At 64.0% G+C, this 22,476-nt stretch carries 23 protein-coding genes and 1 pseudogene; 11 read left to right on the top strand and 13 right to left on the bottom strand.

Translation table 11 applies throughout. The annotated features are described in order from the left end of the window. The first annotated feature begins 6 nt into the window (after positions 1–6). Positions 7–351 carry a helix-turn-helix transcriptional regulator gene (locus WJU18_RS00790; protein WP_423458281.1) on the top strand — a complete coding sequence of 115 codons (345 nt, stop codon included), beginning with the start codon at positions 7–9 and terminating at the stop codon, positions 349–351. Positions 352–395: 44 nt separating this feature from the next. Here the strand turns inward: WJU18_RS00790 and WJU18_RS00785 are convergent, their stop codons facing one another. Then, positions 396–1,949 carry an ArnT family glycosyltransferase gene (locus WJU18_RS00785; protein ID WP_423458280.1) on the bottom strand — a complete coding sequence of 518 codons (1,554 nt, stop codon included), beginning with the start codon at positions 1,947–1,949 and terminating at the stop codon, positions 396–398. A gap of 234 nt (positions 1,950–2,183) precedes the next feature. On the opposite strand from WJU18_RS00785, the gene WJU18_RS00780 reads away from it, so the two are divergent. Next, positions 2,184–3,803 carry a hypothetical protein gene (locus WJU18_RS00780; protein ID WP_423458279.1) on the top strand — a complete coding sequence of 540 codons (1,620 nt, stop codon included), beginning with the start codon at positions 2,184–2,186 and terminating at the stop codon, positions 3,801–3,803. A gap of 68 nt (positions 3,804–3,871) precedes the next feature. On the opposite strand, the gene WJU18_RS00775 is transcribed toward WJU18_RS00780, so the two are convergent. Further along, the gene (locus tag WJU18_RS00775) at positions 3,872–4,324 is read right to left on the bottom strand and encodes a bacteriohemerythrin (protein ID WP_423458278.1); all 453 of its coding nucleotides are present in this window, start codon (positions 4,322–4,324) and stop codon (positions 3,872–3,874) included. Between the two features lie 55 nt (positions 4,325–4,379). Further along, entirely contained in the window at positions 4,380–5,366 is a 987-nt protein-coding gene (locus WJU18_RS00770; protein ID WP_423458277.1) for a Bug family tripartite tricarboxylate transporter substrate binding protein, read from the bottom strand. Positions 5,367–5,534: 168 nt separating this feature from the next. Between WJU18_RS00770 and WJU18_RS00765 the strand changes: the two genes are divergently transcribed. The 5 genes from WJU18_RS00765 to WJU18_RS00745 all read left to right on the top strand — a co-directional run bounded on the left by WJU18_RS00765 (position 5,535) and on the right by WJU18_RS00745 (position 10,743). Then, complete coding sequence (locus WJU18_RS00765; RefSeq protein ID WP_423458276.1) at positions 5,535–6,503, top strand: PDR/VanB family oxidoreductase; 969 nt, start codon at positions 5,535–5,537, stop codon at positions 6,501–6,503. Further along, positions 6,500–7,693 carry a Gfo/Idh/MocA family oxidoreductase gene (locus WJU18_RS00760; protein ID WP_423458275.1) on the top strand — a complete coding sequence of 398 codons (1,194 nt, stop codon included), beginning with the start codon at positions 6,500–6,502 and terminating at the stop codon, positions 7,691–7,693. The genes WJU18_RS00765 and WJU18_RS00760 overlap by 4 nt, the downstream gene beginning before the upstream one ends. A gap of 7 nt (positions 7,694–7,700) precedes the next feature. Beyond that, positions 7,701–8,192 carry a MarR family winged helix-turn-helix transcriptional regulator gene (locus tag WJU18_RS00755; RefSeq protein WP_423458274.1) on the top strand — a complete coding sequence of 164 codons (492 nt, stop codon included), beginning with the start codon at positions 7,701–7,703 and terminating at the stop codon, positions 8,190–8,192. A gap of 239 nt (positions 8,193–8,431) precedes the next feature. Further along, positions 8,432–9,757 carry a Rieske 2Fe-2S domain-containing protein gene (locus WJU18_RS00750; RefSeq protein WP_423458273.1) on the top strand — a complete coding sequence of 442 codons (1,326 nt, stop codon included), beginning with the start codon at positions 8,432–8,434 and terminating at the stop codon, positions 9,755–9,757. Beyond that, entirely contained in the window at positions 9,754–10,743 is a 990-nt protein-coding gene (locus WJU18_RS00745; RefSeq protein WP_423458272.1) for a PhnD/SsuA/transferrin family substrate-binding protein, read from the top strand. Before WJU18_RS00750 ends, WJU18_RS00745 begins: the two co-directional genes overlap by 4 nt. On the opposite strand, the gene WJU18_RS00740 is transcribed toward WJU18_RS00745, so the two are convergent. From WJU18_RS00740 to WJU18_RS00705, 8 genes and pseudogenes are all read right to left on the bottom strand, one after another. Then, complete coding sequence (locus tag WJU18_RS00740; RefSeq protein WP_423458271.1) at positions 10,740–10,979, bottom strand: FmdB family zinc ribbon protein; 240 nt, start codon at positions 10,977–10,979, stop codon at positions 10,740–10,742. The genes WJU18_RS00745 and WJU18_RS00740 overlap by 4 nt on opposite strands. 12 nt (positions 10,980–10,991) lie before the next feature. After that, positions 10,992–11,288 (bottom strand): amidohydrolase family protein, encoded by a 297-nt coding sequence (locus WJU18_RS00735; RefSeq protein ID WP_423458270.1) that lies wholly within the window; start codon positions 11,286–11,288, stop codon positions 10,992–10,994. A gap of 26 nt (positions 11,289–11,314) precedes the next feature. Further along, positions 11,315–12,403, bottom strand: a complete 1,089-nt coding sequence (gene hydA, locus WJU18_RS00730; protein WP_423458269.1) for a dihydropyrimidinase — start codon at positions 12,401–12,403, stop codon at positions 11,315–11,317. Between the two features lie 20 nt (positions 12,404–12,423). Further along, entirely contained in the window at positions 12,424–13,359 is a 936-nt protein-coding gene (locus tag WJU18_RS00725; RefSeq protein WP_423458268.1) for a dihydrodipicolinate synthase family protein, read from the bottom strand. Between the two features lie 18 nt (positions 13,360–13,377). Then, the gene (locus WJU18_RS00720) at positions 13,378–14,085 is read right to left on the bottom strand and encodes an NAD(P)/FAD-dependent oxidoreductase (protein WP_423460905.1); all 708 of its coding nucleotides are present in this window, start codon (positions 14,083–14,085) and stop codon (positions 13,378–13,380) included. A gap of 101 nt (positions 14,086–14,186) precedes the next feature. Next, a pseudogene (locus tag WJU18_RS00715) lies at positions 14,187–14,465 on the bottom strand (FAD-dependent oxidoreductase); the annotation flags it as partial. Positions 14,466–14,524: 59 nt separating this feature from the next. Beyond that, positions 14,525–15,952 (bottom strand): NAD(P)/FAD-dependent oxidoreductase, encoded by a 1,428-nt coding sequence (locus WJU18_RS00710; RefSeq protein ID WP_423458267.1) that lies wholly within the window; start codon positions 15,950–15,952, stop codon positions 14,525–14,527. Further along, positions 15,942–16,385: a (2Fe-2S)-binding protein gene (locus WJU18_RS00705; protein WP_423458266.1), complete on the bottom strand. Its 444-nt coding sequence runs from the start codon at positions 16,383–16,385 to the stop codon at positions 15,942–15,944. The genes WJU18_RS00710 and WJU18_RS00705 overlap by 11 nt, the downstream gene beginning before the upstream one ends. A 207-nt stretch (positions 16,386–16,592) precedes the next feature. On the opposite strand from WJU18_RS00705, the gene WJU18_RS00700 reads away from it, so the two are divergent. The 4 genes from WJU18_RS00700 (at position 16,593) to WJU18_RS00685 (ending at position 19,565) form a co-directional block, all read left to right on the top strand. Beyond that, on the top strand, positions 16,593–17,426 hold the full coding sequence (locus WJU18_RS00700; RefSeq protein ID WP_423458265.1) for a transporter substrate-binding domain-containing protein: 834 nt from the start codon (positions 16,593–16,595) through the stop codon (positions 17,424–17,426). A gap of 65 nt (positions 17,427–17,491) precedes the next feature. Then, entirely contained in the window at positions 17,492–18,160 is a 669-nt protein-coding gene (locus WJU18_RS00695) for an amino acid ABC transporter permease (protein ID WP_423458264.1), read from the top strand. Further along, positions 18,161–18,850: an amino acid ABC transporter permease gene (locus WJU18_RS00690; RefSeq protein WP_423458263.1), complete on the top strand. Its 690-nt coding sequence runs from the start codon at positions 18,161–18,163 to the stop codon at positions 18,848–18,850. Then, positions 18,828–19,565: an amino acid ABC transporter ATP-binding protein gene (locus WJU18_RS00685; RefSeq protein WP_423458262.1), complete on the top strand. Its 738-nt coding sequence runs from the start codon at positions 18,828–18,830 to the stop codon at positions 19,563–19,565. The genes WJU18_RS00690 and WJU18_RS00685 overlap by 23 nt, the downstream gene beginning before the upstream one ends. Before the next feature lie 114 nt (positions 19,566–19,679). Here the strand turns inward: WJU18_RS00685 and WJU18_RS00680 are convergent, their stop codons facing one another. Both WJU18_RS00680 and WJU18_RS00675 read right to left on the bottom strand, forming a co-directional pair. Further along, positions 19,680–20,405 (bottom strand): GntR family transcriptional regulator, encoded by a 726-nt coding sequence (locus WJU18_RS00680; protein ID WP_423458261.1) that lies wholly within the window; start codon positions 20,403–20,405, stop codon positions 19,680–19,682. Positions 20,406–20,539: 134 nt separating this feature from the next. Continuing rightward, the gene (locus WJU18_RS00675; RefSeq protein WP_423458260.1) at positions 20,540–21,979 is read right to left on the bottom strand and encodes an efflux transporter outer membrane subunit; all 1,440 of its coding nucleotides are present in this window, start codon (positions 21,977–21,979) and stop codon (positions 20,540–20,542) included. Positions 21,980–22,476: the final 497 nt, after the last annotated feature.

Below are 22,476 nucleotides of genomic sequence, written 5' to 3'. Positions count from 1 at the left end.
TACGTTATGACCGCAATCGCCTGCATCCCCCCCATGGAAGCCATACCGCCGCTCGCAAGCCATCTGACAGATGCCCGCCCTGGACGCGTCCATATCCGGCTTGCATCGGTGTTGTCCACCTTAGAGACTGACACATCGCCCGACGTCACACGCGTTGCCGCCGCGCTGAACCTCACCGAAACCGAGGCTCGCCTGGCTTTGACAATCGCCGTTGGCAAAACGATCAAGGAATTCGCGAAGGCACAAGGCTGCACTTGGCACACCGCACGCACACATGCGCGCAACCTGTTGCTCAAGACAGGTTGCCATCGTCAAGTGGAAGTGGGGCTGCTGGTGCGCTCGCTGGCCTAAGAGCGTGGGCGGCTACACAGCCATTTAATGCGGGAATGCCCGCATCAAGGGCATTGCACGAATTGGCCGCCGCCCTGGTCCGATGCGGTCTGCCAGGTCTCAGACTGGAGATAGGCGGGGCTCTGGACAAAATCAGGTCCAGGCAGCGTGACATACCACCCTGGCATGATCCGCTCCGCCCCCGCCGGCAGTTTGCAGCCCGGCCATACCTGGACCACGCGCGAAGCAGCCAGCGTCTGGGCGTCCAGCCACGGGCTCTTCTCCAATTCGCCATCGATGAGCACGGCAGGCACCTCGGAAGAGGAATGCCTCAACTGCTGCGCCAGGAGACCCGTCACGCCATAAGGCCCGCTCAGGATCTGCGCAGGCCCGCCCAGCCGCTCGTTTGAAAAAGCGTCGGCCGCAAGAGCAGCTTCATCGTATGAACGCTGCGCCCACGGGCAGACATGCTCCGGCGGGCAGGGCTCCACGGACTTCACCTGCCACAGGATCAAGCCGGCTTGCAGCAGAACGAATGCGCCCAAAACGATCACCTTGCTCCTGCGGGAAAAACGCATGGAACGGGTAAAGGTCGGCACAGTCACCATAACGGCCGGAATCGTCCACATCCAGAAAGCGGTACTCCATTTGAACTGCAGCCGCATGCCGGTGAACAGGCCCAGCAGGACCATCAGAATAGGGGGCAGCCAACCCAGGAGCAGCAGCAGATCGCGCGCCTGCGGATCAGCCTTCAGGACTTTGCCGGTGGAACGCCTCAGTGCAAACCATGCCGCGGCGAGCAGCACCCACGCAGGCAGCAAGCGGTTACCGAGCCAGTCGAGCATCCACAGCACGACGTGGGCAGGACGCTCCCCCAGGGGAAGGTGCGCGCCCAGTGAACTCTGGCTGGCGTAATGCAATGGCGCCCAATCCGACTTCACCAGCCACCACGCGTGCGGCATGAATACCAGCACGGCAGCCAGAGCCGCCAGCAATGCGCCCTGCAAGTGAACCCGCTGCCGCCATCCGCCGATCCGCAGCCACCACAGCGCCACACAGGCCCCGATCAAGGCGAACTGGTATTTGGTGAGCAGCCCCAGCCCTATCAGGACACCGATACCCAACCACGTACGCAGGCGCGGCGTGGTGGTCACGCGCCACATCAGGCAGGCGATACCCGCCATCAAAGGCATCATGACCGTGTTGTGGTTGTATAGATCGATCCGCAGCGTGGCATACGTGATACAGAGCGCGGCCAGCACCGCCAAACGCGCGAACGCCCGGCCGCACAGCTCGGACAGTAATTTGGCATAGAGCCACAGAGCCCCCACCAGGCAAGCCGCGCCCATGACGGAAATCCAGACGGGCGAGCGCCCCGCCAAGGCGTGCACGGCAAATGCCAGCCATGTGGGCAGGGGTGGGTGCTTGTAATACCCCAGGGCCAGCCCTTGCGACCAGACCCACTGCTCCACGTTATCGAGGGGTGGCGCGTTGCGGGTGAAGATCAGTAGCAGAAGCCAGGCGGAAGCAAATGCCAGCAAACCCATGGCCAACGCCCTATCGGCGCGCGATGAGGACCGCGCGTGAGCCGCCAGAGCGAGAGAGGGTGAAAGTGGCATGACCGGAAAACGATGGAAACGGGAAAATGGGAAAACGGGCTTCGGAATATCCGAACCGCCAATGGTACCCATCTGTTCGGCAAAAACACACACTCTGTTACCAACTTTATCCTACCAGACACCATTGGCAAGAAAACAGAAACCATCCATACCGCAATTGCGGTATGGATGTGAAGGTGGCGTTTGGACAGACTTGGGGCGTCGCTCATCCACCTTTCGAAAGGTACCGTCCCCATGACCCGCTCCACCAAACTCTGGCGCTGCTCGCTCCTGGCAAGCGCCGTTCTCGCGCTGACAGCCTGCGGCGGCAGCGACGACAGCTCGTCCCCCACCCCTGGGCCTGATCCCACGCCAGAGCCGAAAATCCTGTCAGGCAACGTGGCGCGCATAGGCACGCTGCAGAACGCCGTGGTCTGCCTGGATCTGAATGCGAACAATGCCTGCGACGCTGGAGAGCCCGTCTCTGCCAAGACGGGGGCTGATGGCGCCTACTCGGTGGATGTCACTCAGATCTCCGCAGCGGATCTGGCTGCCGCCACGCTGATCGCGCCCATCGACTCCGCCGTGATGGACGGCGCCAGCGCGGGTCCGGCCACCGACAACGCCTACGTCATGACCCGCCCTGCCGGCACCGGCGGCGGTATCAATCCGCTGACCACGTTGGTACAGAAAGGCATCGCAGGCGGCATGAGCGAGGCCGATGCGCGCAAGAATGCAGCTATTCAGCTGGCCTTGGATGGGGCCAGGATTGACAACTACCAGAGTGACGCCGTTCCCGATGCCTCCCACATCCAGGACAGCACCCGCCTAATGGCGATCGTGGTGTCCGAAGCGCTGCGCAGCGGCGCCGTCCTCAGTGTGGCGGATCAGTCTGCGGCGATCGCCGCATCTGACGGTTCCTTGAGATCGCTCACCTACAGCGGTCCGGATAACTATCGTTTCCGGACCAACGACTTTCTGGCCAAACCTGCTGGAGAAACGCTTTCCCTCTACAAGGATTCGCGTGCAGGCAAGGTGGGCGGCGTGGCCCTGACCTCACAGCAACTGTATGGCACGGCCTACCTGGGCCCGGACGGCTGGACCTACTGCAACGACACCGTGGTCCACACACAAACCCAGGGCAATCCAAGCCGCAGTACCTATTGTGGCGGCGAGGTCAGCGTTGGCTACAACCGCCAGGAGACCGTCGCCAACCAAGCCATGGCTGATGTGCTGAACGCCCTGAAAACCGATGCGGCCAACTTCAGCACACCTGCAGAGCCGACAGCAGCACTCCTGGGCGCACTGGGCAGCGCGAAGTTTCCTGCAGGCAGCAACGTGACGCGCCGAACCAATATGGCAGTGCAGCAAAGCATCTACATCAATGCCCTGGCCAACGACGGCCGGCCTCAAGCCGAGGCCACCACGCTGGAGCAACTGATTGCCGCCAAACCGGTTTCCAATGTCAAGCTGCCCGCTTCGGGCGGTACTTTGACCCTGGGAATCACGAGCAGCGAACTGCGCAACCAGCGGGTGGCATTCGGCGCCGCGACCAGCCCGACAACCGGCGAGGTTCAATACTATGAGTGCGATCTGTCCGCCGATCAGACATCGTCATTCAACTGCGCCGCGGCCAGAACAGGCACCTACACCATCAGCACGATCGGTGGTGCTCGCGTGATCCGATTCGCGAATCAGCTGCCGTCGATCATGAACCACACCAGGCTGTATGCGGAGGTCGATTGGGGTGGCGCCAACGGCAAATGGATCTACCAAGCCCGCGAAACCAAGCCTGATGTGAACAGTCTCAGCACCAACAGCGCCCGCCTCAATGCCGCTGCGTGGCAAGGTATGAAGGGGCAGTTGGGCCTCTGAACATGACTCTCGTCATTCCCGCCTACGTGGGAATGACGGAGGGGGTAGTTGCGGTCTTCTCTCCAGGCTCACTCCGCGTGAGCCACGCCCCGCTTGATCACCACGGGCGTTCCCCCGAACCGCTTCCGCGAGAGCCACTGGGCCAGCGGTGCATCCAGATAGTCCGCGTGCCCCGGGAACCATTTCGCCAATTCATCGGCATAGCGCCTGCATGGCTCTGAATTGCCATTGGCGAGCATCTCTTTCACCTCCTGGCCGGAAGCCCGAACGGCCGCATGCTCATCCACATGGCAATCGGCCGCGGGGTAGCTGGTGTCCCGCATCCAGGTATCTTCCTCACGGAAGTGCCGCTCCAGGTGGATCAAGACATTCTCCAGGCGCTCGGCCAACTCGTGCTCAGCCGCCACCTGCAAAAGCCCGACCACTTCCACGAACTCACGGTGGGTGTCGTCCATGGGGCTGTGCCCCAACAGGAGCCTGTCGCTCCATGCAAGGGGTTGATCGGATTCAGTGGGATTCATGTTCTTTGAGCGTGGATGTGCTGGTTGAGATCATAAACACGCGCGCAGAAAGCGGTTAGAAAGCCGTCAGTTGCGCCGCCTTGCCGGCCTTGGCCATGGCTGCATTTTCGCGTTCGATCGCCTTGCCGTATTCAGCAGGGCTTCCTCCCACGGGTTCGATCACGGCATCGTGGAAAGTCTTGATGACTTCAGGCATTTTCACCACTTCGGCAATCTCCTTGCTGATGCGATCTATCGCGGCCTGCGGCGTATCCTTGGCCGCTAGCACGCCCACTACCACGGCGAAATCGAACCCCGGAACCGTCTCTGCCACTGCCGGCACATCCGGCGCCTGCTTGGAGCGCTCCCGCGCGTTGCTGGCCAGCAGCTTCACCTGGCCGGCCTTTACGAATCCGGCGATCGACGGCAAGGCCGCTACTGAAAAGTCGACCTGCCCCCCTACCAGCGCGGGTGTCGACTGGCCTGATCCGCGGAACGGAACGTGCCGGACGTCCAGATTCAGCGCGGCCTTGAGGGCTTCCATCGTCAAGTGGTGGGTGCTTCCGATGCCGGACGAGCCGTAAGCGTATTCGTTGGGCTTGGCCTTGACGGCTTCGACGAACTCCTTGAAGCTCGTGACGCCCGTCTTGGGGTGCGCGACGATGAAGAGCGGCGAAGTCGCAATCATCGATACCGGCAGCAGTTCGTGTCCGATCCGGTAGGTCGCATTCTTGTTGATCTGCGGCGTGATCGACAGCATCGAGCCATCCGAGACGATGAACGCATGGCCGTCGGAAGGCGTGCTCTGCAGCAACGCCTGATAGGCCACGACGCCGTTGCCGCCCGGTTTGTTGTCCACCACCACGCTCTGGCCCAGCCGCTCCGTCAACCGCTGTGAAACCCAGCGGGCAACGGTATCGGGCAAACCTCCCGGCGCATAGGGCACGATGAACTTGATCGGCTTCGATGGATAGGTTTGCGCGCTCGCCCCCAGAGGTATGCACGCCAGCGCCGCAAACGCGCCGAACACATACCCGAGCGCAGGCCAATGGATTCTCATCATGGTTTATCTCCTTTTTGTATTGAAGCCTCGAGCGTGCGTTCAAAGAGCGTGTTCAAAAGCACTTGCACAAAAATACTTAGACTTCTAATATTAAGTCTGATTGAAGACTTGACGCTTGTCAATACAAACAAACCTCATGGACTCCGTGAGGCCCCATCAGCCAGACCCATGACCACAGACAGTACTTTCCGCCCCCTGCGGGTAACCCGCGCAGAGCCTGCAGCCCAGGGCATCCAGTTGTTTGAACTCCGCAATCCCGATGGCGGCCCACTGCCCGCCTTCACCCCCGGCGCGCACATCAAGGTCAGGACACCCTCGGGCCACACACGCCAGTATTCGCTCTGCAACGACCCTCAGGAACAAGACAGGTATGTCATTGCCGTGAAGCGCGAAGCCCAGGGCAGGGGCGGTTCCATGAGCATGGCCGATCAGGTGCGGACGGGCGATCAGCTGCAGGTGGGAGAGATCGAGAACCTGTTCGCGCTCGACGACCGCGCGCGCAGCTTCATCCTCGTGGCAGGCGGCATCGGGATCACTCCGATGCTGGCCATGGCACGCAGCCTGCTGTCGGAAGGGGAACGCAAGTTCAAGCTCTACTACCTCTCACGCGATGCCGAAACCACCGCGTTCCTGGATGACATCGCGAACTCCGATCTCAAGCCTCACGTGATCATTCACCACGACGGGGGCGATCCCGCCAACGCGTATGACCTCTGGCCCGTGCTCGAAAAGCCGGGGACACTGACGGGCCAGCACGTCTATTGTTGCGGCCCTCGCGGCCTCATGGATGCCGTGCGCGACATGACAGGCCACTGGCCCGGCAGCACGGTCCATTTCGAGAGCTTTGGCGGCGACACCAAAGTTCATGCGGATGACCAGCCTTTTACCGTCCGGCTGGCGCGGTCCGGCCTGACACTGGAGGTGCCCGTGGGACGCTCCATCCTGGAGGTGGCGCGCGAGCATGGGGTTCAGGCTGCCAGCTCGTGCGAAAGCGGTACCTGCGGCTCCTGCAAGACCGCGCTCCTCGGCGGCGATGCGGACCACCGGGACATGGTGCTGCTCGAAGAAGAAAAGACGGATCACATCATGATCTGCGTGTCCCGCGCCAAGTCCCCCGAACTGACGTTGGATCTATGACTGCCACCTCTACACCCATCCGCTTCGGCGTGCTCGGCATGGGGCGCGCGTTCACACTCATGCTGCCGACCTTCCTGGGCGACAAGCGCGTCCAGTTGGTGGCCGCGTTCGACCCTCGGGCCTCCGCCAGGAGCGCGTTCGAAAACGTGTTCGGCGGCCAAGCTTGCGCCACCGATGAAGCGTTGTGCGCCCACCCAAACGTGGAATGGATCTACATCGCCACGCCGCATCAGCTCCATACGCGCCATGTGGAAATGGCGGCCGCGCATGGCAAGCACGTACTGGTTGAAAAGCCGCTGTCCATCACGCTCGAGGAAGGGCTGCGCATGGTGCAAGCCTGCCGCAAGGCGGGCGTGTGGCTTGTCGTCGGGCACAGCCACAGCTTCAATACCCCCGTCCTGCATGCGCGGCAGTTGATCGCCGAAGGACAGTACGGCCAGGTCCGCATGATCGAAGCCTTGCAGTACACCGATTTTCTGTACCGGCCGAGGAGGCCCGAAGAACTGGATACGCAACAGGGCGGCGGTGTGGTGTTCAGCCAGGCCGCGCATCAGGTCGATATGGTCCGCCTGCTGGGCGGCGGTCTCGTCGAATCGGTTCGTGCCCGCCTGGGGCGCTGGGATCCGGCACGGCCGACAGAGGGCGCCTATAGTGCGCTCTTGAGTTTCCGGGAAGGCGCTTTCGCCTCGATCAGCTACAACGGTTATGGTTTTTTCGACTCCGACCGCTGGATGGATGGCACCGGCGAAATGGGATCACCCAAGGCCGCCGACGCCCACCAACAGACGCGCGCGCGCCTTCGCAAGGCCACGGATGAAGCGGCCGAGGTCGCGCTCAAGGCCGAACGCAATTTCGGCGGCAGCGCCTTCACGCTTCCCGCGCCCACTCTGCCTGCAGCCTTCCAGCATTTCGGGCCGGTGATCGTCAGTTGCGAACACGCCGACCTGCGGCTCACGCCCTCAGGGGTGGAGGTCATCGACGCCAGCGGAACGCAACTCCTGGCCGCGCCCCTGCCCGCCGTTCCGCGCGCCGAGGTGATCGACGAGGTATGGCGCGCAGGCCGCGAAGGGCACCCGCCGCTGCATGATGGACAATGGTCGCTTGCAACCCTGGAGGTCTGCTTGGCGATGCTGGCATCCGACGCCAGCGGGCGAGATGCGCCTCTATGCCATCAGATCGCGTCTCCCTGAATCCCCTATGCCCGCCAACGACAGCACCAAAGCCCTTCTTCTCCACTGGCGAGAAACACTTCCGAAAGACCGTCTGGCCCACCTCGTGCGCGATGTGGCCAGAATGCAGACCAAGGCGCTGCAAGCCCGGCTGACTGAGCACGGCGTGTCTTTCGGGCATTGGACTTTCCTGCGCATTCTGTGGATCGAGGACGGACAGACACAGCGCGAACTGAGCGAGTCGGCCGGCGTCATGGAGCCGACCACCTTCAGCGCGGTCAAGGCCATGGAAGCGCTGGGGCTCATCGAGCGGCGCCAGTTGGCCGGCAACCGCAAGAACATGCACGTGTTCCTCACCGACAAGGGCCGCGCCCTCCAGCCCGTGCTGGTGCCGCTCGCGGAAGAGGTGAACGACGTCAGCGTGCAGGGAATGAGCCCGCGCACCGTGGCCACGGTGCGCAAGGCCTTGCTCGGCATGATCGAGAACCTTGCCGCGGACGAGGCTGACGAATCGGCCTGACGGTCCGCCCCCTTGTAGGAGCGAGGGCCAGCCATCCAGGGAGGTCTTCCTCTCTCGTCATTCCCGCGCAGGCGGGAATCCAGGGGCGTTAGAAAGGCTGCACTGGATTCCCGCCTTCGCGGGAATGACGGAAATGATCTAGCTTCCCCGCCTGGAACAGCCGCTGCATCTGGCATCTTGCAAATACTTAGATATCGAATAATAATTCCGTCCAGCATTCAAGACGGAGAACATTTGCGATGATGACCAGTGCAGAGAATGATCTGCTGTGCCGGGTGGTAGGCGATGCCCCCATGGGCAAGCTGATGCGCCAGCATTGGACGCCCGTGTGCCTAACCGAAGAAGTGCGCGAACCCGACGGTGCGCCAGTGAAGGCGCGTGTGTATGGCGAAGACCTCGTGGTGTTTCGCGATTCGGATGGCAAGGTGGGCGTGCTCGATGAAAAGTGCCCGCACCGCCGCGTGTCGCTCGTGTACGGGCGCAATGAGGAAGGCGGTCTGCGCTGCCTTTATCACGGCTGGAAGATGGACACCTCCGGCAACGTACTCGAAATGGTCTCCGAACCCGCGAGCAGCGGCTTCGCCGAGAAGGTCAAGCACAAGGCCTATCCGGTGAAGGAGTGGGGCGGCTTCGTCTGGGCCTGGTTCGGGGCGGCAGATGCCGCTCCCGAGTTCGTGCCGCCGCCCTGGGCGCCCACGGCAGACGTCCGCGTATCCATCGCCAAGGTCATCCTGCCCTGCAACTGGGCGCAGATTCTCGAAGGCGCCATCGACTCGGCGCACAGTTCAAGCCTGCACTCGTCAGACATGGTTCCGGCGCGGGTCGAGGGCGCCAAAGCCACCGACCACAGCTGGCTCCGGCCCTCGACGGACAAGGCGCCGCGCATGCAGGTGCAGCGCGGCGGCTACGGGTTCCGCTATGCGGCCATCCGGCGCCCCATCAAGGATGCGGCCACGCACGAATACATCCGGTCCACGGTCTTCGTCGCCCCCTTCTCGGTACTCATCCCGCCGAACAATCTGTACAACGTGGCCAACGTCAACGTTCCGCTTGACGATGTCCACACAGCCTTCTATTTCATGGCCTGGGGGCACCCCAGCAAGACGCCGGAAACCGCGACCTGGCGCGCCTTCCTGCGCCAGACGGTGGGCATCGACCTCGATGAACACTACCACCCGCTGCGCACCGAGGGCAACCGCTTCTGGCAGGACCGGCAGGCCATGAAGGCAGGCAACTTCACCGGGATCACGGGATTTCCGAATCAGGACGTAGCGATGTGGCTGACCATGGGGCCGATCGCCGACCGCACAAACGACCGGCTCGGTGCGAGCGATCTGGCGGTCGTGGAATTCCGCAAGCAGATGCTCGAAGCCGTGCGAGCGGTCGATGCCGGCCAGCCGGCCATCGGTACCGGCGAGAACGCCATTCCAGCGTCTGTATGCGCCTACCAGGCCGTCATCCCCAAGACGGTCGATTGGCGGGCGCATGAAGTCCGCTACATGTGGCTGGAGGGATCTGAGCACCCTTCGGAAATGGAACCGTCCTATTCAGTGGAATCGCAATGAGCAAACTCCGACTTTCAGTCGCCATGGGCGACTATGACCGTACGCGCGCACTCCTGGACGGCCGCGTTCAGATCGACGGCGTGGATCCCGCCTACATGACGCTCTATCCGGAAGAGATGTTCTTCCGCGCGATGCGCAACCAGGAGTTCGACATCTGCGAGTTGTCGTTCTCGAGCTATACCGTCAAGACTGCGAAAGGCGATTGCCCGTACATCGCGGTGCCGGTGTTTCTTTCGCGGGCGTTCCGGCACACATCGATCTATGTGCGCAAGGACCGGATCAAGAAGCCCGAAGACCTCAAGGGCAAGCGCATCGGGCTGCCCGAGTACCAGTTGAGCGCCAACGTCTGGGCACGCGGTTTCCTGCAGGACGACTACGGCGTGCGGCCCGAAGACGTGACCTGGGTGCGCGGTGGCATCGAAACACCGGGACGGCCCGAAAAGATCGCGCTGGAGCTCCCGCCGGGCGTGAAGCTGGAATCCGCGCCGGCGGACACCACGATCTCCGAGATGCTCGACCGGGGCGAGGTCGATGCGTTCATGGCCCCCAGGCCGCCCAGCGCCCACGTGCTGGCGAACCCGAACATCGGCTGGCTGTTCGACGACCCAACATCCGTGGCCAAGGACTACTACCGCCGGACCGGGGTCTTCCCGATCATGCACGTGGTAGGTGTGCGCAAAAGCCTGGCGGAGGCTCAGCCCTGGCTGCCGGGCGCGGTGTTCAAGGCGTTTTCGCAATCGAAGGCCGCCGCCCTGGAAGCGCTGTCCGACACCTCTGCCACCAAGGTGACCCTGCCCTTCGTGGAAGAGCAGCTCAAGGCCGCGCGCGACACCATGGGCGAGGACTATTGGTCTTACGGCGTCGCCCGCAACAGGGCCACTATCGAAACCTTCCTGAGGCACCATTTTTCCCAGGGGCTCTCGGCGCGGCAGCTCTCGGTGGAGGAAATCTTCCATCCGGCCACCTATGAGAGTTATGTGATCTAAGGCGAGCTTGAAGTCCGGCAACACCCGCAACCTGCAGCGTGCTGCAACCGCCGGTAGCCGGCGTCATCGGGCGCGCGCTGCTGCCGCGCCGTACGGCCCAGGACGGCCGGCGCCGTCAGCGCACGCGGTGCAAGTACCCCACAACCAGGGCATGGAGCCGGCGCGTCAAACTCCCGCACCGGCCGCGCCGCGCTGAAGCGGCCGCAGCTTTCGCAGGTGTAGTCGTACAACGGCATCTTCGGACTTTCTCACCAGCCGCCCGATTCGCCGCGCGCCACGTACTGCCCGGCCCCGGTGCGCCCCAGCCACTGGTCGCCATCGACGATGAGTTCCCCGCGCAGGAAAACCTTGCGCACCGTGCCGGTGACCTCCCGGCCCTCGAACAAGGTGAAATCGCAATTGCCGTGCTGGTTGGCAGCGCTGATCACATGCGAGCGGCCGGCATCGAAGAGCACCACATCGGCATCGCTGCCCACGGCAATGGTGCCCTTGCGCGGATAGAGCCCAAAGAGCTTGGCCGGGGCCGTGGCCGTGAGCTCCACCATGCGATTGAGTGAGATGCGTCCCGCCCTTACCCCCCGTCATGGATGGTGGTCAGGCGCGTCTCGACACCCGGAATGCCATTGGGGATCTTGGAGAAATCATTCCGGCCATAGGGCTTCTGGTTCACTCTGCCCAGATGCCCCTCCTTCATGCAGAAAGGACAGTGGTCAGTGGAAACCAGTTGAAGATCGTCGGTCCGCAGAGCGGTCCACAGCGCATCCTGTGCCTCCTTGGAGCGAAGCGGAGGACTCATCACGTAGCGCGCCAGGTCGAAGTCCTCGCTGTCGTACACGCTTTCATCGAAGAACAGGTAGTGGGGGCAGGTCTCGGCGAATACGGGTATCCCCATGTCACGCGCTTCGACCACGTGCTTGAGCGCTTCCTTGGCGGACAGGTGGACGAAGTACACCGGCGCCTGGGCCAGTTCCGCCAGCTTGATGCCCCGATGGGTGGCCTCTCCTTCCATGATGGCCGGACGGGTCAGCGCGTGGTACTTCGGCGCGGTATGGCCCTGCTCCAGGGCCTCCTTGATCAGCAGCTCGATGATGGTGCCGTTCTCGGCGTGCAGCGCGATCATCCCGCCATGCTGGCCGACCATGCGCATGGCCTGGAAGATGGCCGCGTCGTCCACCATCACCGAGCCCGGATAGGCCATGAACATCTTGAAGCTGGACACGCCCTCATGGCGGATCGCATGCTGCATGTCTGCCAGTGTCTGCTGGTCGACCGAGGTGACGATCACATGGAAACCGTAGTCGATGCAAGCGCCTTCGCTGCCTTTGGCCTGGGCGCGCTCGATGGCTTCTAGAACGCCGACACCGTGCCGCTGGAAAGCGAAATCGACGATGGTAGTGGTGCCGCCGAACGCCGCCGAGCGCGTCCCGGACTCGAAGCTGTCACAGGTGGTCGAGTCACCGAAGGTGTTGTCCATATGCGTGTGGCAATCCACGCCGCCGGGGAGCACCACGAGCCCGCTGGCGTCAATCGATTCGGTGTCGCTGCCCACGGACAGGTTGCGGCCGATGGCCACGATCTGGCCGTCTTCGATCAGGATATCCGCCACATAGTCGTCGATGGCGGTGACGATGCGGCCGTTGCGGATGATTTTGCGTGACATGGTTTTCCTTGAATTTGGGGTCAGGCGTGCACGCCGGCATCGGCCAGAGCGCGTTCGAGGCTGGCCACCTCGGCCCGAGGCAGTGGGCCTATGGGCAGCCGCATGGTGTCGTGGGGAATCCGGCCCAGCAGCTTCAGGCAGGTCTTCAGGCGTGCCGTGGCCCAGCCGCCCGGTGCGGTGCCGTAGACGGCCTTGGCCAGCGGATAGATCCGGTCATTGAGCGCGCGGGCCCTGTCGAGATCCTTGGCACGGATGGCGGCGTCCAGCTCGATCACCAATTCAGGCACCACAACCGCCAGACTGACCAGGCTTCCTTCGCTGCCCACCGCGAAGCAGGTGAACAAGTGCTCGTCGCCCGAAGCCATCATGGCGACGTGGGGAGCCACGCGCTTGACGAGGCGCAGATGGGCCTCGTAGGCGGCGGCCTCCCAGCTTCCCTCCTTGACACCCACCACGTGCGGCAGTTGCGCCAGTTCCGCCAGCACCTCCGGTCTGTAGGCCATGGTGCCGGCATTCACGCCGGCCTGGTAGAGCATCAGCGGCATCTGCGCGTTGGCGTTGGCCACCGTATGGTGGGTGACCGCCATCCGCGTGTCCTGCGAGAGCGCCCATGAGAATGGAGGGAACAGCAGCACCGCGTCAGCGCCGGCCGCCTTGGCGTCGTCCACGTGGCGCTGCGCCTCATGGCTGTCTTCGGCGTTGATCCCGCACACCAGAACGGAGTGATGGCCGCACACCTCCGCCGCGATCTGTGTCACACGGAGTTTTTCCTCCCGCGACAGACTGAAGTTCTCGCCCGCGTGGCCGTTGATGAGCAGGCCCGTCATGCCAGGCACGAAGGCATTGGCCTCCAGATGGCGCGCCAGCGTCTGCTCGTCGATTCGGCCATCGGGATGCAGCGGGCACAGCGTGGCGGCGTAGATGCCGTTGAAGGGGGAAGGACGTTGGGGAAGCATTCGTTTCAGGAAGGAAAATCAGGCGCCAGGCATGGGCATGCCCATCAGGCGCGCAGGGTCGAACAAGGGAAGATCGGGCTCCTGGCTCAGCATGTGCTGCGCCAGGATGCGTCCCATGAAGGGGCCGCTGGTGTAGCCGGAGTGCGCGCTGCCGACGACCCACGCGTGCGGCACGCCCGGTACGTCGCCGATGATGGGCATGGCATCGGCCGTCTCGGCCTCCAGGCCCAGCCAGATGCGTGCGACACGCGCCTCCGCCAAGGCCGGCACGGCATAGGCGGCCAGGCGCATGTTGCCCACGAGGTTCTGCGGGCGCGCCTCGACGCCCCCGCGCTCGCGATCACCGTCGCCCTGCCAACCGCCGCCGATCAGCACGGTGCCATTGGCAAACTGCTTGAGCGACAGGAGGCCATTGGCCACGCTGAGCACGGTCCGCATGACCGGGCGGATGCGCTCGGTCACCACCAACTGGTTGATCAGCACCTTGATCGGGATCTGCACGCCCATCATGGCAAGCATGTTCTCGATCCAGACGCCACCCGCCAGCACCACCCGGCGCGTGCGCAAAGGCGCGAGTCCGGTGCGGCCCGCCATTCGCACCACGTGCCCGCCATCGCCGGAATCGATGGCCTCCACGGGGGCGTTTTCCAGAATCTGCACACCTGCCAGCGTGAGCGCATGGCGGAACGCGCGCCCCGTGAGATAAGCGCTGGCAAAGCCATCGATTTCACAGTAGCCCGCCTTGAGCAGGGAAGGGGCAGGCCGGGCTCGATCTCCCGGGCCCGTTGCGGCGAAATCACCTCGATGGGAGCGCCGTACTCGCGGCGCGCCTTGGCACGGAGCTCGACCAGTTCACACTCTGCCTCAGTGAAAGCCAGCGTAAGGCCGGGAACGTGGGTGGCAAGCACCCCCATTCCCAGCCAGCGCTCGGCATCCATCCACATCTGCCAGGCGCGCATCGCATAAGGAATGAGCGCCGCGCGTGTCATGTGCAGCGTGAGGGTGCCGGCATTCACGCCAGAGGCCTCCCGGCACAGCGGACCGCGATCGACGAGCGCGACGCGCATGCCGCCCTGGGCCAGGTGCAGCGCGGTGGAGCAGCCCATGACGCCTCCGCCGATGACCACGGCATCCCACGGTTGTGAAGGCTGGTTGGAAAAGCTGCTCATAGCGGTGCCGCCTTCGGAATCGGAATATCCGCATAGGTATAGGGGCCCGCCACCTCCGCCAGCGACACCGGCCGCAGCGGCGCCCGGCCCGTGAAACATCCGGCTGCTTCGCGGCTGCCGGCCTGCAGGGCCACCAGGGCTCCCGCCACATCGCCGCAAGTGCGGCCCTGGCATGGGCCCATTCCACAGCGCGTCCAGGCCTTGAGCTGATTGACATCCCTGGCGCCGTCCCGCACCGCCGCATCGATCTCGGCACGGGTCACGTCCTCGCAGCGGCACACGATGGTCTCCGGCGCAATGCCCTCCACCGAGCCGCCGCGCAAAGCCATCAGGCCCGCCATGGCACGCCCGAAGCGGGCACTGCGCGTCCATTGCGCCACGAGCGGCGCCCGCTCACGAACATACGCCACCTGGTCGATCGTACCCAGATCGAGTGCACAGGCCAGCGCCGCGATTTCACCGTGCGCACCCGCTGCCGCCGCACCGGCAATGCCGGCGCCGTCACCCGCAATGTAGAGCCCCGGCACGCTGGTGCGGCCGCCCTCATCCGACCGCGCGATCCAGCCACCCAGTCGGCCCTCGAAACGATGGCGCGCGCGCAGCAGACGGGTGACGTCCGTTCCGGGCACCAGTCCGTTGCCGACAGCCACCGCATCGGCGTACAGCTCGACCAAGGGCGCCTCCACGGGTGCGCCGGCCGCATCGACCCGGCCGATCCGGATCGCGAAGCCCTCGTCCACCTGCGATGCCGAACGGATGGCATGGCGGTAATACACCGGCACACCCGCCGCGCGGAGCTTCCATTGCCACGCGGCGCCCTGCCGAACAAGATCGGGGCGCCCGAGAAGCGATGGCAGGGTGCCCACCCATTCGCCCCGGCTGGCCAGGTCCACCACAGCGGCCACTTCCCCGCCCGCCTTGAGAATGCCATTGGCCACCGCCAGCAGCAACGGACCGCTGCCGGCCACCACGGTACGACGGCCTGGCAGCAGGTTCTGCGATTTCAGCAGGATGGTAGCGGCCGCCAAGCCGATGACGCCGGGCAATGTCCAACCCGGAAAAGGCACCACGCGCTCCGTGGTGCCGGTCGCCACCAGCACAGCCTTCGGCCTCCAGCTCACCGAGCCTTCGGGTCCGATGACATCGGTGCGCAGATCTGATCCGATGTTCCAGACTTTGTGGCCGAACCGGCACTCGATGCCGGCCTGCCGGAGCTCTCGGCGAAGCGCGTCGCCGTCCTGCGCTTCCGCCGATGCGGGCGCGTCAGTGCGGCGCGAGAAAGTGTTCGGCAACGGGCGCCATACCTGCCCGCCAGCGTCAGGGTTTTCGTCGACCAACAGGACCGACAGACCACAGGCCTTGGCACGCAGCGCCGCACGGGCGCCGGCCGGCCCTGCCCCGATGATCAATAAGTCAGAAGTCATGAGGCCCCCACGCTCTGCACTTCGTGTCGCCGCCGCCCCCCGAGGGGGCTGAGCTTGCTTGGGGCGGCCCGGCGCTGCGCTCGCGCCGGCTTTCCACGCTCTGCTCCTCGCGGCGGCCTTCGCGCCAAGCGAGCGATTCCACGACGAGCCCTTCGCTCACCGGCACCTGGCACGAAGGCAGCTTGCGCGCGCCCACCCATACCAGGCATTCCTGGCAGGAACCCATGAAGCAGAACGCACCACGCGGCGCTCCCGCGCGCGGGCTTTGCCTGATCTCGCGCCGGCCTGCCGCCAGCAACGCGGCCGCCACACTTTCGCCCGCGAAGGCCTCGATGCTCAGGCCATCCATGAGAAACCGCAATGGCGGGCCGCGATGGACGGCGGCGTCGCTGCGCAGTGAATGAGAGGGAGTGTGCGTTTGGGATGGGGACATGCGAATCAAGGCTTGCGACAGAACCAGAAGCAAGGGATATGCCTGATCGGATCATCGCAATTTTATTGTATACATTCAATATATATATGTTATATTTTTTGCATGCACCGTCAGGAACTGGCATGCATCTTGCGACTTCTCCCCAGAGTGCGCGAGCAGCCCGTGCGGGCTGCCGCCTATCCCTTCAACACCCAGGAGCCACCTCTTATGAAGCCCATCAGGAATGCCAACCGTCGTCACGTGCTGCTGGCCGCCTCGGCCATGCTCGGAACCACTTTGCTGGGCCTGCCGGCAGGCGCGTCGGCACGCACGCTCGACGAGATCATGGCCAGCAAGAAAATCGTGTTCGGCGTCAACCCGACGCTGCCGCCGCTGGGCATCTTCAATGACAAGAACGAAATCGACGGCTTTGACGTCGAAGTCGCCCGCAAGATCGGTGAAGTGCTGGGACTGAAGACAGAAATCGTGCAGGTCGGCTCGCCCGACCGCATTCCTTTCGTGAGCAGCGGCAAGATCGACGCCGTGTTGGGCGCCATGACGATCACGCCCGAGCGCCAGAAAGTGATCGACTTCACCGTTCCGGTGCACACCGAGGTACTGGGCGTGCTGACCACCAAGTCCAAGCCCTACAAGAACTGGATGGAGCTCAACGACCCGGCCGTGAAACTGGTCGAGGTGCGCGGCGCCACGCCCGTGAAGCTGGTGCAGGAGAAGCTGCCCAAGGCGCAGTTGCTGCTGCTGGACAACTACCCTGATGCCGTGCGCGCCATCGCCCAAGGCCGCGCCGACGCGATGATCGACGTGATGGACTTCATGACCGAGCACACGCGCAAGCACAAGATCGACTGGCGCATCGTCGACGCGCCCATCGAGGTCTACTTCTGTGCCATCGGTGTGCAAAAGGGCAATGACGCCCTGCGTGAAAAACTCAGCGGCGCGATCAAGCAGTTGCACGCCAACGGCTATGTCGACGAGCGCTGGGCAAAGTGGTTCGGCGGCCCCATGCTGCATGATCCGCGCACCGCGCCTGGCTACAAGTAAGCAGGGCTTCCGGCGCCGCGTCATCCCGCGCAAGCGGGCGGCGCCGCGCCGTTCCATCATCCACCATGCAAATTGATTTCACCCCGGTGCTGGAGCGTCTGCCCTATTTGGCGGCGGGCGCCTGGCTCAGCCTGCAGATCGCGTTCCTGGCCTTTGCCATGGGCATGCTGATCGGCCTGGCTGGCGCTTCCGTGCGCGCCTATGGTCCGCGCTGGGCCCGCTGGCTCGTAGGCGTCTATGTGGCTTTCTTCACCAACACGCCACAGCTGATCCAGATCTTCTTCATCTTCTTTGCGCTGCCAGACGCCGGCATTCTGCTCTCGCCGTATCAGGCCGTGCTCATCGGCATGACGCTCAATGCTGGTGCATACCTGACTGAAATACAGCGCGCCGGCTTCGAAACGGTGCGCCGCCCCGAACTCGAAGCCGCCGAAACGCTGGGTTTCTCGCGCCTGCAGACCATCCGCTACGTGATCCTGCCACACATCATCCGCGTGCTGTTTCCGCCGCTTTCCAATCAGTACATCCTGATGACGCTGGGCACCTCGATGGCCGCCGTCTTCGGAGTCGAGGAACTCACCGGACGCGCCTACAACATCAACGCCGAAACCTTCCGGTCCATCGAGGTCTTTTCGGTGGCGGCCGTGTTCTATATCGTGATCACCTTGATCGCCACGCTGTCGCTCGCGTTCGTGGGCAAGCGCTTCTTCCGCGCCAAGATGAGGTGGTTCTAGATGTTCGGGCAAATCATCGAGGAGCTGCCGCGCTTCTTCAGCTACTACAACCTGCTGTTCTTCGCGAAGGCGCTGGGCGTGACCTTCGCGCTGTCGGCGATCGGCTGCGTGGTGGGCTTCTCTCTCGGTTTCGCGCTGGCCGCCATCCGGTTGATCAAGCGGCCGGCGGCCGCGCCCTTGCGCGTGGCGGTGGCGCTGTTCATCGAGCTGTTCCGCCGCATCCCGTTCCTGGTGACGCTGATGCTGACGTTCTTCATCTTCCAGGCACTCAATGCCGATCTGAGCATGTTCACCGTGGCGCTCATCAGCGTGTGCGTGATCGCCACGGCCTTCATCGCGGAGATTGTGCGCAGCGGGCTGGAATCCGTGCATCAGAACCAATGGGATGCTGCCGCCACGCTCAATTTCAGCTATTGGCAAACGCTGCGCCTGGTCATCGTCCCGCAGGCCTGGAAGATCATCCTGCCGCCCGTGTTCGGTTTCTTCGTGCTTTTCATCAAGGACACTGCGCTGGCCTCGCAAATCGGCGTGGTCGAACTGGCGTTTGCCGGCAAGACCATGAACAACAAGGGCTTCTCGGCCGCGCTGGTGTACGGCACCGTATTGGCCTTGTATTTCGCGCTGTCCTATCCGCTCGCCCGTTTCGGCAAATACCTGGAGACCCGCCTTGCCCCAACTCGAGATCGTTGACCTCAAGGCCAACTATGGCACGCATACGGTGCTGGAGCGCATCAACCTGAACGTCGAGAAGGGCGAGATCGTCAGCCTCATCGGGCCTTCGGGCTCCGGCAAAAGCACGCTTTTACGCGTGCTGATGGGCCTGCTGCCGCCCATCGAGGGCGAAGTGCGCATCGACGGCCAGAAGCTCGACTACAACAATCGCGCGCAATTGCGCACCATCCGCTCGCAGATGGCCATCGTATTCCAGCAATACAACCTGTTCCAGAACATGACTGTGCTGGACAACGTGACCGTGGCGCCCGTCAAAGTCAAGGGCCGGCCGCGCAAGGAGGTGGAGGACTACGCCATCCGCCTGCTCGAGAAAGTGGGCATGGGCGCCAAACTCAAGTCCTACCCCGACCAGCTTTCAGGCGGGCAGCAGCAGCGCGTGGCCATAGCCCGCGCCCTGGCGCTGCAGCCTGGCATCGTGCTGCTGGATGAAGTCACCGCCGCGCTTGATCCCGAACTGGTCAACGAAGTGCTCGACACCGTGAGGATGCTTGCGGCCGACGGCATGACGATGTTCATCGTCTCGCATGAAATGGGCTTCGTGCGCGAGGTCTCCAGCAAGGTGGTGTTCATGGATGGCGGCCACGTGGTGGAGATGGGCAGCGCCCAACAGATCTTCGATGCGCCCACTCAGGCGCGCACACGCGAGTTTGTCGGCAAGATCCTGCGGCACTGAGGCCCGCGCCTTCCGTCCCTCTTCCTGGGACCGCCAAGCTCCAGCTTGGCACGCAGCGTGTGCAGATACCCCGAATGCCAAGCTGGAGCTTGGCGGTCCCAGCGGGGAATCGTTTCAGATCTCGCTCACCAAACCGTGGCTCAAACGCGAGAGCGTATAGCGGGCCAGATGGCGCAGATGAGACACTACCGCCTCTTCGGCCGCTTTGGCATCCCCTGCGGCGTAGGCATCCAGAATGGCCAGATGTTCCCCGCGGTCATCCTCGATCCGCGCAAAGGGATCAACGACCTCGAAAAGACGGCACAGCATGCGAAGGTGCGAGATGGTCTCTGCCAGCATCTCGTTGCCGGAGGCGCGCGCGAACATGCCGTGGACCTGATCGTCGATCTGCCAGTGGCTGGAGCCTTGCTGGGTCGAATCAAGGGCAACAATCGCCGTACGCAACCGCTGGATGTCTTCGGCCGGAATGCGCCCCATGGCCAGCGCCACCGCTTGTGACTCCAGCCGTTCGCGCACCTGCAAACATTGGAAGTAGTGCGATGCCGTCATGCGGCGCACCGCATAGGAACGCGCATTGGCCCGCACCAGTAGCCCCTCTCCTTCAAGCCGCAGGAGCGCTTCGCGCAAGGGCGTGCGCGACATGTCCAGGCGCTCGGCGAGCCGCCCCTCGACAAGGACCTCGCCACCCGTCAGCTCGCGCTCCAGAATCAGGCGCCTGACCACGAGATAGGCCCTGTCGGTCAGATTGCTCTCCCCCGCCGTGTTTTTCCTGGACGCTGCCGCACGCGGCCCCTTGACGGGTGAGGCCGATTTGGAAGTGGCTTTGGCTCCAGTGCTCATTGTCTACAAAATGTATGCGATCCCGTTGAGCATACGGGCTTTGATCGCGCTTTGCTACAGAAGCGACATTAAAACGAGATACGCGGTCAAAAGAAGTGGCGGTTGTATGTCCAGGGATACGGTGGCTGCAGGTTTCAACCCGCCTGTACCCCGCTCTCCCATCCCCCGCCCAGCGCACGGATCAGCGCCACGGTGGCCGTGTACTGTGCGGTGCGAACCTGCAGCGCTTGCCGCCGGTTGCGCAGCTCGTTGCGGCGTGCGTCGAGCAGTTCAAGCTGGCTCACCAGGCCGTTGCGGTAGCGGACGTCCGACAGGTGCGTGGCACGCTCGGCGGACTGCACGGCCTGGCTCAATGCCTCGGCCTGACCCTGCAGCAGCCGCAGCGCGCTGAGCTGGTCTTCCACGTCGCGGAAGGCCGCCAGCACCTGACCGCGTTGCTGGGCCACGGCAGCTTCCAGCTGCGCCCTGGCCCCTTCTTCCTGGGCGGCACGCCGGCCGCCATCGAAGATGGGAAGCGACAGCAGCGCGCCCAGGCCCCAGGAGCGGGCCGACCACTTGAAAAGATCGCCCAGATCGGGCGACGCAAAGCCGCCACTACCCGTCAGCGTGATGGCCGGGAACCAGGCGGCCTGCGCCACGCCCACGCGCGCCTGCGCGGCCTGCACGCTGGCCTGGGCAGCGGACACGTCAGGCCTGCGCGCAAGCACGGTGCCCGGGACACCCGCGGGGATCACGGGCAGCGCGATCTCCCCGGCCTGCGCGGGCAGCGTGAAGCCGGTGGCCACGTCGCCCACCAGGACGGCCAACGCATGCGTGAGCGTGGTCCGCTGGCGCTCCAATGCGAGCGCTTCGGACTCCGTGGTGGCTACCTCGCTCTGCATGCGCACCACGTCCAGCTCCGCCGCATCCCCCGCACGGTAACGGCGTTCGATGAGTCTCAGCGTGTCACGGTAAGCCGCCAGGCTTTGCCGCACCAGTTGCTGCTCGGTCTGTAGCGAGCGCAGTTGCAGATAGGTTTGTGCCACATCGGCCTGTACCAGCAAACGCGTGCTTTGCAGCAGCGCGGCGCGGGCTTCGGCGTCTTGTCGGGCGGCTTCGCTGGCATTCGAGAGCCGGCCGAATAGGTCGACCTCGTAGGATAGGTTCAACCCGGCCGTGACCAGTGTCGCCGGCTGCGTGCCATTGGCGGTGTTCAGACCTGCCTGACGCGCGGCACCCGCCGATGCACCCACTTGCGGCATCCGTTCGGCATCGGTAGAGCGCAGCAGCGCCCGCGCTTCCGCCAGGCGCGCGGCGGCGATCTGCACATCAGTGTTGGCCGCGGCGGCGCGCTCGACAAGCGCGGTAAGCTCCGCATCCGAGAAGGCGCGCCACCATTCGCCGCGCGGCTGGGCCTCTGCAGGGGCCGCGGTGGTCCAGGAGGCCTTGTCTTGCGGCGTGCTGAATTCAGCCGGAATCCGCACGCCCGCATTCGGCTGGGCAGGCGGCAGGGCGGTGGCGCAGCCGGCCAGAAACAGGGCCGCCGTCAGCGGCGTCAACACCAGGCGATGCCATGTGTTCTTCATCGTGTTCATGTAAATGCTCCTAATAGGCACGAGATACTTTTCGATCAACTCACCATTCCGGCGCAAGCCGGAATCTGGCGATCCGCAGGCCGAGCGAAGCAATGGCCCGAACCGCGGGTCCCCTCTGGCCGTGCCGAGGAGCGCAGAGCGAGGGGTGGGCAAGGGCACTGCAAGATGCCCTTGCTTCGTGCTCTGACTTGCTGCAGCTGTTTGAGCGGCGTGAACGAAGTGAACAAAGCGAGTTCTGCAGCACCACCCCTCGATTGAGCACCGCAGGTTGCCCGTAGCGCAGCGCAGGGACACGGCAAGTGGGGTCGCCTTTTCTTGGGTTACCTTCTTTTGGCGACGCAAAAGAAGGTGACTGCACCGCCGGGGCAATCCCGGCCTCCGACCTCGGATGACTAACGGAAAGCCATTCAGATCAAACGCCGTGAAAGCCCCCACCCCAGCCCTCCCCCAACGGGGGAGGGAGAGGGAGCAAAGTCCCGAACGAACCGCCGCTGACA

This window comes from Ottowia sp. VDI28 (assembly GCF_049532675.1).
GTDB lineage: Bacteria > Pseudomonadota > Gammaproteobacteria > Burkholderiales > Burkholderiaceae_C > Ottowia.
The sequence above is the reverse complement of the archived record's forward strand: the minus strand, read 5'-3'. Positions and strand labels throughout refer to the sequence as shown.